Annotated in this window: 12 protein-coding genes; 6 read left to right on the top strand and 6 right to left on the bottom strand. The window is 72.0% G+C overall.

Annotation, left to right across the window (positions count from 1 at the left end):
* Positions 1-365: 365 nt before the first annotated feature.
* The gene (locus ITJ54_RS13975) at positions 366-812 is read right to left on the bottom strand and encodes a DUF4383 domain-containing protein (RefSeq protein ID WP_194629242.1); all 447 of its coding nucleotides are present in this window, start codon (positions 810-812) and stop codon (positions 366-368) included.
* 352 nt (positions 813-1164) lie between these two features.
* Between ITJ54_RS13975 and ITJ54_RS13970 the strand changes: the two genes are divergently transcribed.
* From ITJ54_RS13970 to ITJ54_RS13950, 5 genes are all read left to right on the top strand, one after another.
* Complete coding sequence (locus ITJ54_RS13970; RefSeq protein WP_194629241.1) at positions 1165-1953, top strand: phosphatase PAP2 family protein; 789 nt, start codon at positions 1165-1167, stop codon at positions 1951-1953.
* A gap of 101 nt (positions 1954-2054) precedes the next feature.
* On the top strand, positions 2055-3194 hold the full coding sequence (locus tag ITJ54_RS13965) for a CE1758 family FMN-dependent luciferase-like monooxygenase (RefSeq protein ID WP_194629239.1): 1140 nt from the start codon (positions 2055-2057) through the stop codon (positions 3192-3194).
* Positions 3195-3522: 328 nt separating this feature from the next.
* Positions 3523-4539, top strand: a complete 1017-nt coding sequence (locus ITJ54_RS13960) for a permease (RefSeq protein WP_194629237.1) — start codon at positions 3523-3525, stop codon at positions 4537-4539.
* Positions 4526-5380: a TIGR03943 family putative permease subunit gene (locus tag ITJ54_RS13955; RefSeq protein ID WP_194629235.1), complete on the top strand. Its 855-nt coding sequence runs from the start codon at positions 4526-4528 to the stop codon at positions 5378-5380. The genes ITJ54_RS13960 and ITJ54_RS13955 overlap by 14 nt, the downstream gene beginning before the upstream one ends.
* On the top strand, positions 5370-6773 hold the full coding sequence (locus ITJ54_RS13950) for a hypothetical protein (RefSeq protein WP_194629233.1): 1404 nt from the start codon (positions 5370-5372) through the stop codon (positions 6771-6773). Before ITJ54_RS13955 ends, ITJ54_RS13950 begins: the two co-directional genes overlap by 11 nt.
* An 83-nt stretch (positions 6774-6856) precedes the next feature.
* Here ITJ54_RS13950 and ITJ54_RS13945 read toward each other — a convergent pair whose 3' ends face one another.
* Positions 6857-7903 carry an NAD(P)-dependent alcohol dehydrogenase gene (locus ITJ54_RS13945; protein WP_194629232.1) on the bottom strand — a complete coding sequence of 349 codons (1047 nt, stop codon included), beginning with the start codon at positions 7901-7903 and terminating at the stop codon, positions 6857-6859.
* A gap of 467 nt (positions 7904-8370) precedes the next feature.
* Between ITJ54_RS13945 and ITJ54_RS13940 the strand changes: the two genes are divergently transcribed.
* Positions 8371-8529: a hypothetical protein gene (locus tag ITJ54_RS13940; protein ID WP_194629231.1), complete on the top strand. Its 159-nt coding sequence runs from the start codon at positions 8371-8373 to the stop codon at positions 8527-8529.
* Positions 8530-8607: 78 nt separating this feature from the next.
* On the opposite strand, the gene ITJ54_RS13935 is transcribed toward ITJ54_RS13940, so the two are convergent.
* The 4 genes from ITJ54_RS13935 to ITJ54_RS13920 all read right to left on the bottom strand — a co-directional run bounded on the left by ITJ54_RS13935 (position 8608) and on the right by ITJ54_RS13920 (position 11725).
* Positions 8608-8799: a hypothetical protein gene (locus tag ITJ54_RS13935; RefSeq protein ID WP_194629230.1), complete on the bottom strand. Its 192-nt coding sequence runs from the start codon at positions 8797-8799 to the stop codon at positions 8608-8610.
* A 76-nt stretch (positions 8800-8875) separates the two neighbouring features.
* Positions 8876-9979, bottom strand: coding sequence for a glycerate kinase (locus ITJ54_RS13930; protein ID WP_194629229.1), 1104 nt, complete (start codon positions 9977-9979; stop codon positions 8876-8878).
* A 34-nt stretch (positions 9980-10013) separates the two neighbouring features.
* Complete coding sequence (locus tag ITJ54_RS13925) at positions 10014-11126, bottom strand: FAD-dependent oxidoreductase (protein WP_194629228.1); 1113 nt, start codon at positions 11124-11126, stop codon at positions 10014-10016.
* A complete protein-coding gene (locus ITJ54_RS13920; protein ID WP_194629226.1) occupies positions 11123-11725 on the bottom strand; it encodes a TetR/AcrR family transcriptional regulator in 603 nt (200 codons plus the stop codon). Before ITJ54_RS13920 ends, ITJ54_RS13925 begins: the two co-directional genes overlap by 4 nt.
* Between the last annotated feature and the right edge of the window lie 81 nt (positions 11726-11806).

The raw sequence follows: 11806 nt of genomic DNA, 5'->3' as shown, positions 1-11806 counted from the left end.
GGCATGCGTCCGCATCGTGCGACGTGGCACGTGTCGTTCGACGCCCGTCGTGTCGGATCATGTCGACGGATGTGGCGCGTGCGCATGGTCCGACGTCGCACGAGTCGATCGACGGGGGCGGTGTCGGCGCATGCGTGCGCATGAAGCGACAACCTCGAGGTCGTACGACAGCGATGGTGTCGTTCCGAGTCGGGCGGGGGTGTGCCGGGCCGACGTCTGCGGCCGGCGCGACAACCTCGATGACGTACGACAGCGACGGTGTCGTTCGGAGTCGGGAGCGCCCGCCGCTGACCCGTGCCCGCCCCACCCCGCACACGACGACGCCCGCCTGCCGGATGGCAGACGGGCGTCGGACGCAGCGCGACTCAGGCCTGAGCGGCCCGCAGTGCGCTGATGTTCTGCTTGTCGGCGCCGAGTGCGGTGAGCACCAGGACCACGCCGACGATCGCGTTGAAGACGTTGTCCGGGGTGTTCAGCGCGAAGACGTTGGCCGAGGTGCTGGAGAACACGAAGCCGTACACCGCGAGGACCACGAGGACGATGCCCACCACGAGGTTCACGTTGCGCGAACCGATCGTGTTGCCGAGTCCGACGATGAAGAGCGCGAACGCCAGCAGGGTCCACACCGCGCCGAGCGCCGGGTTCACCTGGAAGGCGTTCCAGAGCAGACCACCGACGTCGCCGAAGAAGGCGTGACCGCGCTCGTGGGCGAAGAAGAAGCCGAGGATGCCCCAGACGGTCAGGACGGTGCCGGCCGTCAGCGCGAGCGCACGGTTCGGCGAAGCGATGATGCTCGGTTCCTTGATGGCCACGTCGGTCTCCTCGTCTGGTGCCACGATGGTCGTCGTGGCGGTTGCCGCCCGTGCAGGAACGTCACCCTGCCGGGGCGTCCGCACAGGAGCGTCAGCCTGGCGGATCATGCCGAGCGGCCCCTGGTTCCCAGGGTTCGACCGGCCCTCCAACGGTATCGTGTCCGACCCCGACCGACCGAATCGGAGCAGGCCGAGCAGGCGTGCGACGACACCCGCGACGACCACCCCGAGGAGGATGATCCCCGTGACCCGGACGCCCGCACGCACCGTGCCCGGATCGCGCGACGATCGCGGGCCGAGGGTGTCGCGGCGACTCCGGTGGGGGGTGCTCGCGGCTCTGGGGTTCGTCATCGTGCCTCTCGTCTACGTGGTCGCCGTGCTGACGCCGCTCGGGCAGCGGGTGGAGGACTCGGCGCTCGGCGGTGTCCGCGAGACCGACCGGTTCGGGTCGGACACCGCGCTCAACGTGATCTCGGTGCCGGTGATCCTGCTGCTCGTGGTCGTGATCGCCGCCGTCGCGTTCGCACGGAGGCGGCTCGCCGTCGGTCTGGCGGCGGGGGTCGTCGTGCTCGCCTCGGCGGGGACGTCGACCGTGGTCAAGAGTATCGCCGTGCGCCCGGAGATCGCTCAGTCGACGACGCCGAACTCGTTCCCGTCCGGGCACGCGACGATCGCGATGGCGGCGCTGTTCGCGGTCCTGATGGTCACGCCACGGCGCTTCCGCCCGCTCGTGCTCGTCGTCGGCACCGTCTACGCCGTGTTCGTCGCGAACCAGACCGTGGTCTACGGCTGGCACCGGGTGAGCGACATCATCGGCGCCTGCGCGGTGGCACTGTTCTGGCTCGGGCTCGTCCGGTGGCTCGGGCCGCGGGTCGACCTGGGCGTCCGAGGCGACCGTGACGGACGACGAGGCCCACGCAAGGTCCTGACCGCGCTGCTGCTCATCGCGACGGGGGTGACGCTCGCGGTCGGTGCGACGGCGCTCGTGGTGGCGCTGACCGACCCGTCGGGCGACCACGACGCGATGCTCGTCGCCGGGCGGATGGCGTCCTCGGCGAGCGTGCTGCTCACCGTCACCGTGGTGTGGCTGGCGGACGGGCTGCACCACGCGGCGCCGACCGGTGCACGCAGCGCCGGCTGAGGAACGCGGCGCACGACCCCAGCGGGAATGTCTCCGCATGCGCTACGTTATACCCACCAGGTCGATGCAAACGCATCGACCTCGTGGAAGGCAGGCACAGCATGCAGTTCGGCATCTTCACGGTCAGTGACGTCACGACCGACCCCACCACCGGGACCACACCCGACGACACGCAGCGCGTCCGCGACATCATGACGATCGCCGAGCACGCCGACCAGGCCGGCCTCGACGTCTTCGCCACGGGGGAGCACCACAACCCGCCGTTCGTGGCCTCGAGCCCGACGACGATGCTCGGCTACCTCGCCGGGCGCACGAAGCACATCACGCTCTCGACGAGCACGACGCTCATCACGACGAACGACCCGGTGCGCATCGCCGAGGAGTACGCCATGCTCCAGGTCATCTCCGACGGCCGCATGGACCTGATGATGGGTCGCGGCAACACCGGCCCGGTCTACCCGTGGTTCGGGCAGGACATCCGACAGGGCGTCAACCTGGCGGTCGAGAACTACGCGCTCGTCCGCCAGCTCTGGGAGAACGACGTCGTGAACTGGCAGGGCCGGTTCCGCACGCCGCTGCAGGGCTTCACCTCGACCCCGCGTCCGCTCGACGGCGTCGCGCCGTTCGTCTGGCACGGCTCCATCCGCACGCCGGAGATCGCCGAGCAGGCCGCGTACTACGGTGACGGCTTCTTCCACAACAACATCTTCTGGCCGATCCAGCACACCGAGCAGATGGTCGGGCTGTACCGCCAGCGCTTCGAGCACCACGGCCACGGCAGCGCCGACCAGGCGATCGTCGGGCTCGGTGGCCAGTTCTTCGCACGGAAGAACTCGCAGGACGCGAAGAACGAGTTCCGCCCGTACTTCGACAACGCCCCGGTCTACGGCCACGGCCCCTCGATGGAGGACTTCACCGAGCAGACCCCGCTCACGGTGGGCTCGCCGCAGGAGGTCATCGACCGGTACGCCGCCATGAAGGACCACGTCGGCCACTACCAGCGCCAGCTCTTCCTCATCGACCACGCCGGGCTGCCGCTCAAGACGGTGCTCGAGCAGATCGACATCCTGGCCGAGGACATCGTCCCCGAGCTCCGGAGGATCAACGACGAGGGCCGCCCCGCCCACGTCCCGAGCAACCCGCCGAGCCACGCCGAGCGCGTCGCGGCCGCCCGCCTGGCGGGCGCCGTCGGCAGCGACCACGTCGCCGCGGTCGACGAGTTCACCGGAGCGTCGGTCTGATCGTCACCCGGTGACGGCCGGGAGGCTCCCCACCGGTCACGGCCGTCCCGCCGCTGGCGCGTCGGTCCGGAACCGGCCGGCGTGGGCCCAGGTGCCAGCTGGCACCGGGCCTACCGTCCGTCAGGTGGGTCGTTCCGCGCGTAGCGGGTCAGAAGAATCGACCCCCTACGCGCGATTCGACCTCCTCCGCGCGGAACGACCTCCCACGCGCGGAGGCCCCTCCGCGTGGAACGACCTCGTACGCGCGGAACGACCGACCACGCGCGGAACGACCCGCGGAACTCCCGCCCGCACCGACCGCGCCACGTCCGTCGCCTATCCTGTCCCGGTGACGACGCCCACCACGCCGCCGCAGCAGCGAGCCCGGACGCTCACCGGCCCCGGCCTGGTGCTGCTGGCCGTCGTCGTCCTCCTGGGCGTGCGCCTGGTCACGCCGAGCATCGGCTCTGCGGGCCTGCCCGACGTGGTGCAGGACTTCCTCACCCTGGCGATCAGCGTCGTCGTGGAGTCCCTGCCGTTCGTCGTGCTCGGCATCGTGCTCTCGATCGTCGTCGAGGTCTGGGTGCCGCAGGGTGCCCTCGAGCGCATCCTGCCGAGCCGCCCGATGCCCCGCCGAGCCGTCATCTCCCTGATCGGCATGCTGTTCCCCGTGTGCGAGTGCGGCAACGTCCCGCTCGCCCGCGGCCTGATGCTCCGCGGCTTCACCCCCGCCGAGGCGGTCACGTTCCTGGTCGCGGCCCCGATCCTCAACCCACTCGTGATCATCAGCACGGCGCAGGCGTTCGGCTGGTCCGGGTGGATCCTGCCCGTGCGCATCGTCGGCGGGTTCGTCGTGGCGAACCTGGTCGGGTGGATCGTCGCCGCGCACCGTCGTCCCGCCGACCTGCTGCTCCCCGCGTTCGAGGCCCGCTGCCGCGCCGCCGTCGGCAGCGCCGCCCCGACGAACCGCTGGCGGGAGAGCGCCGCGCAGTTCGGCGGCGAGACCGCGACGATGATGCCCGCGCTGTTCGTCGGCGCCGGGCTCGCGGCGGCGATCCAGGTCGCGGTGCCCCGGTCCACGCTGGTGGCGATCGGGTCGAACCCCGTGCTGTCCGTCCTGGCGATGATGCTGCTCGCGATGACGGTGTCGCTGTGTTCGAACGTGGACGCCTTCTTCGCGCTGTCCTTCGCCTCGACGTTCCTGCCCGGGTCGATCACGGCGTTCCTGATCATCGGGCCGATCATCGACGTGAAGATGCTCGCCCTGCTCCGGACGACCTTCCGCGTGCGCTTCCTCGTGCTGCTCGCCGTCGTCTGCGTCCTGTTCGCCGCTGCCGTGGGACTGGTGATGAATGTCCTCGTCTGAGCACACCCCGCACGAGACCGTGCACGAGTCAGCCCCCGAGACCGCCCACGGCGGTGGTCGTCGGCGCGCGCTGGTCGGCCTCGGGTCCGTGCTCGCCGTCGCTCTGTGCACGCTGTGGCTCGTCGTGGTCGGCCACCTCGACCTGTACATCAACCCTCGCTACTCGGTCTTCACGGTCGTGCTCGCGGCCGTCGCCGTGCCGGCGTCGGTCGCAGGCCTGCTCGTCGTCGCACGGGGAGCGGGACACACGCACGACCACGCGGGTCCCGACGACGACGTGGTCGCCTCCGGCCGGTCTGGAGGCCCCGCTCGCCTCCTCGGGACCGTCCTCGGTGGCGTCGCGGCCGCGGTCACGATCGCGCTGACGCTGGCGATGCTGGTCCTGCCCCCGACGACGCTGTCGGCCAGGACCGCGCAGCAGCGGAGCGTCGACAGCGCCACGCTCTCGGACGCGACCGGGTCGAACGGGAACGTGGCACTCCTCGGCAGCGGCTCCGTCGACACGGCGGGGTACGGCGTGAAGGACTGGGCGGCGCTCATCCGGCAGACGACCGACACGAGCTCGCTCGTCGGCAAGCGGGTGCAGCTCACGGGGTTCGTCGTGCCCGGGGCGGACGGCACCTTCACCCTCACGCGGTTCGTGATCAGCTGCTGCGCCGTCGACGCACAGCCCGTCGGCCTCGTCGTGACCACGGACGGCACCGTCCCCGACGCGAACCAGTGGGTCACCGTCAGCGGGGCGCTCGCCGCGAACCCGGACCAGGCCTCCGACGCCCGCACGGTCGTGAAGGCGCAGACGGTGAAGCGCGTGCAGCAGCCCGAGGACCCCTATGAGTACTGAGACCCGGCGGCCCGTGGCGGAGCGCTTCCGACGGCGCTTCGTGGCCGTCGTGCTGGTGCTCGTCGTCGTGGCGGGACTCGCGGCGGTCGTCGGCTCCCAGCAGGGCCCACGGCTGCGGTCGGTGGCGTACGACGCGAGCGGCATCGTGTCCCGCCCGGCACAGCGGGTCATCATCACGGCGAACCAGGCGCTGCAGCGCGTGACGGCGGCGGACGTCCGGGTCAGTCCGGCGGCGGCGCACACCGTGACCTCGAACGGCAACACGGTGGCGGTCGAGTTCGCCGGGCCGCTCGAGTACGACCGCCGCTACACGGTCACCGTGGAGGGTGCGCGGGCGCCGGGGCAGCGGGCGACCTCGGACCTCCGGGCGACGATCCGTACGGGCAGCACCGATGTCCTCGCCCTGGTGCGGGGTGCCGGCGCGGCGAAGGACCGCATCGTGCGGCGGTCGCTCGACGCCTCGGGCGCGACGACCGTGTACGAGGGCTCGGACATCGCCGAGTACGTCCGGCTCAGCCGGTTCCTCGTGGTGCTCAACGACACCGCGGTGGGGGAGTCCAGCATCGACATCGTCTCGCTGGCGGGCGGGGTCGAGGACCAGGACGCGCCCGTCGAACACCTGACACTGCCGACGTCCGCCGGGCACGCGTCCGCACTGCACGCGGCGGACGACGGGGCGTCGTTCGGGTTCCAGTACGCCGACACGTCGTCGGGGGAGTCGAAGGACGTCGGGCTGTACGTCGTCGACATGACCGGCACCCACATGCCCGAGGCGATCGCGGCAGACGGCAAGCCCACGACCGGTGCGGTGCCGATGACCGTCAGCCAGTGGGCCTACGTCCCGCGGACCGAGAGCGCCCTGGTCCGGACCGGCACCGACGAGTTGTTCCTCGTCGACATGAGCGGACGTGCCGAGGCCGTGCGGCTCGGGTCGGCCACGTACCTGCACGGCTTCGTCGGGTCCGGCACCACCGCGGTCGTCGAGTCCGGCACGGGCATCCAGCGGGTGGACCTGACGAGCGGGAAGCGGACGCCGATCACCGCGCCCGCGCTGAGCACCGACGCGCCGTACCTCGGGCGCATCGCGCAGCTGACGGACCAGACGTACCTGCGCACGGTGGGTGACGTCCGCGATGACGGGACGATCGCCAGCCGGATCGTGCGCGTGGACGGCACCAGAGCCTCCCGGCTGCCCGTGACCATCCCGACGGACGCGACCCTGAACGCGGTGTGTCCCTCGCCGAACGGGCAGTTCGTGGCGCTCGCGACGCGGTCCCGCGACGGCGCACTCGTCAGCATCGTCGACGCGACCACGGGAGCGCTCGAGGCGAGCACCGCGGGCGAGCAGGTCGACTGGTGCACGGCGCTGCCCAGTGGCGACGAGGTCGGGTAGGCGCACCCCGGGAACGAGGACGAGGGAGCAGGAGACGTCCAACCGGACGTCACCTGCTCCCTCGTCGGGATGGTGCGAGCTGACTACGCCAGCGTCGCCGCGTCGATCACGAAGCGGTAGCGGACGTCCGAGGACAGCACGCGCTCGTAGGCCTCGTTGATCTGGTCGGCGCTGATGAGCTCGGTCTCCGGCAGGATCCCGTGCTCGGCGCAGAAGTCCAGCATCTCCTGGGTCTCCTTGATGCCGCCGATGGCCGAACCGGCCCAGCTGAGGCGGCGCGGGATGAGGGCGAACGCGGGGACCTCGAGCGGCTCCGACGGGGCGCCGACGTTGACGAGCGTGCCGTCGACCTTGAGCAGGCCGAGGTAGGCACCCATCGGGATCTTCGCCGAGACGGTGTTGATGATGAGCTCGAAGGAGTTCGCGAGCTTCTCGAACGTCTCCGGGTCCTTCGTCGCGAAGTGGGCCTTCGCGCCGTAGCGGAGCGAGTCCTCCTGCTTCGAGGTGGTCTGCGACAGGACCGTGACCTCGGCGCCGAGCGCGACGGCGATCTTCACGGCCATGTGGCCGAGGCCACCCATGCCGATGACGGCGACCTTCGTGCCGGGGCCGGCCTTCCAGTGGTGCAGCGGCGAGTACGTCGTGATGCCGGCGCACAGGAGCGGCGCGACCTTCTCGATGTCGAGCGACTCCGGGACACGGAGGACGAAGTCCTGGTCGACGACGATCGCCTGGGAGTAGCCGCCCTGGGTGATCGTGCCGTCGGCCGGGTCGACGCTCGTGTAGGTGCCGACGTTGCCCTTGAGGCAGTACTGCTCCTGGCCGGCGAGGCACTGCTCGCACTCGCCGCAGGAGTTCACCATGCAGCCGACGCCGACGCGGTCGCCGACCTGGTGCTTCGTGACGTTCTCGCCGACGGCGCGGACGTGGCCGACGATCTCGTGGCCGACGACCTGGGGGTACTGGATGTCGCCCCACTCGCCGCGGACGGTGTGGATGTCCGAGTGGCAGATGCCGGCGTAGGCGATGTCGATCTCGACGTCGTCCGGGCCGACGTCGCGGCGCTCGATGGTGGTCTTGACGAGCGGTTCGGTGGCGGACGGTGCCGCGTACGCGTTGACGGTGCGCATTGGTCTCCTCGTGGGGTTCCGGGGGTCCGAGCCGGTGGGCTCGGAGCGTGCGGGCCGGTGGGCTCGCTCGGGGCGGACCGCGTGGGGTCCACGGTGGCGGACCGCGTGGGATCCGCGGGTGCGGGCCGGGTGGGATCCGCTGGTGCGGACCGCGTGGGGCCCGCGGGTGCGGACCGCGTGGGGTCCGCGCTTGCGAGCCGGGTGGGGGCCCGCGGTGGCGGACCGCTACCGGTCCTTGTTCCATCGTGCCCGATGGAGCGCTCCTGAGGGAGGCACCGACAGGGCACCCCGCGCCGCTGACCAGTTCACGCACCCGGCTTCGACGACGGGACCTCCGGCCCTTACGGTGGAGGAACCGAGTTGGTACCGATTCCGTCGTCACGATGTCACCCGCGTCCTGCGGATCCCTGACACAACGGAACACCTCGGCAGCAAGGGGCTTCACCGCCCACGAGAGGGCTGGTCCCATGACCGCCACGACCGCTTCACTGCCCACCCACGAATGGCATCGCCGCGGGCTCCGTTCCCCCGCGGAGATCGCTGCCCTGGTCGAGGCCCGCCTCGTCCACTTCACCGACCTGCACGAACCGACCTACGCGGACTTCCTCGGCGAACAGGTCGCCTGAGCCATCCGCTGACGGGTCGTCCGACCTGTCATGCCCGGGCGCAGGTCGTGCCGGGCGCAGGTCATGTCCGGGGCGGGTCTAGCTGCGCGGAGTGCGCGCGAAGAAGAGCGCCAGCGCGCCGAGCACACCGGCCCCGATGATCAGGACCCAGGCGATCGCACCCACGACGCCGTCCCAGGGAGCGATCAACAGACCGATCCCCACCAGCAGCAGCACCAGGGCTGCGACGAGGGTCAGGACGTGCGGTCTGCGTGTCCAGGAACCTGCCATGGCTCCACCGTACGCAGTGCGGCTGTGCTGCCCGTGCCGTCGCTCGGGCGTGGTTCTGCTGCGTGCCGGTCAGCACCTACGCCCGCGCGGCCAACCGCTGCCCGGCGATCCGGGCGAAGCGCAACGGGTCGGTCATCGCGTCCGACGGCTCGCCGGTGGTCTGCGTCGCGATCACCGTGAGTGAGGCCGCAGCGTCGAAGTCGTCCACCGGCGCGTCGATCGCCCCCGCGACGAGCATCCGCCGGCGCCCCTCGGCCATCGCGCACACGACCGACGCGACCTTGCCCGCGGCGGACTGCCCGTCGAAGCGTCCCTCGCCGGTGACAACCACGTCGGCGGTCGCGACCACGTCCGGCAGCCCGAGCACGGCGGCCACCGCACCGGCGCCCCGCGCCAGTGTCGCGCCCCACACCAGCAGGCCGAAGCCGGCCCCGCCCGCGGCACCGGCGCCGGGTGTCGTCGGGTCGACGTCGGGGAAGCGCGCGGCCCAGGCGGCCAGCCGGGCCTCGTGCACCGGCACCCGGTCGGGTGTGACGCCCTTCTGCGGGCCGAACACCGCGGCGGCACCGGTCGGGCCGAGGAGCGGTGACGTCACGTCGGTCAGGACGGTGACGCCGAGTGGTGGCAGCGGCCGGAGCGTCGACGTGGTCAGGGCCCCGAGCCCGTCGAGCCCGTCGAGCAGCGAGCCGCCGCCCGCGCCCAGTGGCGAGCCGTCGCTCGCCCCGACACCCCCGAGCCCGAGCGCCCCGAGCAGCCCCGCCCCGCCGTCGGTCGACGCGCTCCCGCCGATCCCGAGCACCAGCCCCGTCGCCCCGGCGTCGAGCGCGGCGGCGATGGCCTCACCGAACCCGGTCGTCTGCGCGGCGTCGGGTTCGAGCGTCGACAGCAGCGGCAGCCCGCTCGTCACCGCGAGCTCGACCACCGCACGTCCGTCGGGCAGCGCGAGCCACTCGGCGTCCACCGGGGCACCAGCGGGCCCGGTCACCCTGACCGGCACACGACGGGACCCGGGAACAGCAGCGGCGAACGCGTCGAGGGTGCCCTCCCCGCCGTCGGCCATCGGCAGCAGGGTCACCGTGTCGTCCGGCCGGGCTGCGAGCCACCCGTCCCCGATGGCGGCGGCGACGGCGGCAGCGGTGGCCGTCCCCTTGAACGAGTCCGGCGCGACGACGACATGCACGTAGCAACGCTAGCGGTCAGCCGGGTCAGCCGGGTCAGCCGGTCAGCGCGAACCGCGGGTGCGGGGCGCCGCCGGTCGCCAGGTCCGCGACCATCGCCCCGAGCAGCGGCGCGAACTTGAACCCGTGCCCCGAGAACCCCGTCGCGACCGTGACCGGTCCGCGCCGGTCGATCACGAAGTCGTCATCGGGGGAGTTGTCGTACAGGCAGCTGATCGGGTCGGGCCGGCTCGCGTCGACCCCCGGCACGAAGCGCGCCACGTACGCCTGCAGCCGCTCGAGCTCCTCGGGCACGGGCGTGCGGTCCCGCTGGTCCGGGTCGACGACGGGGCCGGTGCCGTGGAACCCGACCTTGACGCCCTCGCCGGGGGTGAGCAGGCCGTACACGTCAGGGCCGTCCTCCGGCCAGTGCACGAAGCTCGGCCACGCGGCGTCCGGCAGGTGGCTGGGGAAGTGGGCGGGCTGCTCCTGGGTGACGCGGATGGCCGGGAGGCTCGCCCTGCGTCCCCGGAACAGCTCGCCGACCAGCGCGGGGGCCCAGGACCCGACCGCCGCCACGACGCTCGGTGCGGTCACCGTCGTGGAGCCGTCCGGGCCGTCGAGGGTCAGCGTCACGGTGTCCCCGTGGTCCTCGACGCCGGTGACCCGCGTGTCGAACCGGAGCTCGGCGCCGTCCGCAGCCGCCAGGTCGAGCAGCGCCTCGACGGTGTCGGCCGAGCGGATCCGACCGGCGGAGGCATGGGTGAGGACGTGCCCCTCGAACGCCAGCCCCGGCCAGCGCGCTGCTGCCTGCTCGGGCGTGAGCCGTTCGTGGGCGATGCCCGCCGCGGCGAGCTCCCGGGCGATGGCGTCGACCTGCTCCGGTCGGCCGTGGTCGACGGCGCCGGTGCGGTCGAGCAGCGTCCGGCCGCTCGCCGACTCGAGTGCGACCCAGGCCTCGAGGGCCTGCTGGCAGAGCGCGACGTACTGGGGGTCTGCGTAGCCCATGCGGAAGATGCGGCTGGCACCGTGCGAGGAGCCGTGGTCGTGCCCGCGACCGTGCTGCTCGACGAGCAGGACGTGCTCGCCCCGGGCGGCCAGGGACCGTGCGGTCGCGGCGCCGACGACCCCGCCCCCGATGACGACGTGGTCGAACGCAGCGTGCATCATGCGGTCCTCCGGGGACGCTCGTGTCCGGCCAGGGCGTCGTCGGTCAGGCGCATCGTGACCTCCCGCGCCGCCGCCAGGAGTTCGGCGTCCGACGCGGTGGTGCCCTGCGCGGCGAAGAGTGCGGCGCTGACGCTGTCGAACGCAATCTGCGCCCGGAGCCGCTCGGGCACCGTCGCCGATCCGGGCAGGACCCGGTCGATCACCACGCCGAACAGGGACCGTCGATCCGTGCCGTCCGCCGCGAGCCGCTGCATCACCGGCCCGTTGGCGTGCGCGAAGCGCATCCCCTGCAGCCGCTCCTCGCCCGTCGAGTCGACCCACCGCAACGCCGTCCGACGGAGCAGGTCGGGCGTCCGGGGCTGGTCGTCCACCCAGGTGAGCAGGTCGTCGACCTCGTCGCGCCGGTTCTCCATGAGGGCGGCGAGGATCGCGTCCTTGCTGGCGAAGTGGTAGTAGAGCGACGACTTCGTCATGCCGACGGCCTCGGCGAGGTCGCGGATCGACGCCCCCTCGAAGCCGCGGTCGGTGAACAGCTCGAGGGCCACTCGGAGGATCTCCGAGCGGGTCTCGCTCCCGGGGCGGCGCTTCTCGTTCTCCATGGGAACAGCCTACTTGCCGAACGGTCGTTCGGTCAGTATCGTCACGACTACCGAACGATCGTTCGGTAAGGAGCCGAACGG

It is taken from the genome of Curtobacterium sp. VKM Ac-2865 (assembly GCF_015350905.1).
Classification (GTDB): domain Bacteria; phylum Actinomycetota; class Actinomycetes; order Actinomycetales; family Microbacteriaceae; genus Curtobacterium.
The sequence above is the reverse complement of the archived record's forward strand: the minus strand, read 5'-3'. Positions and strand labels throughout refer to the sequence as shown.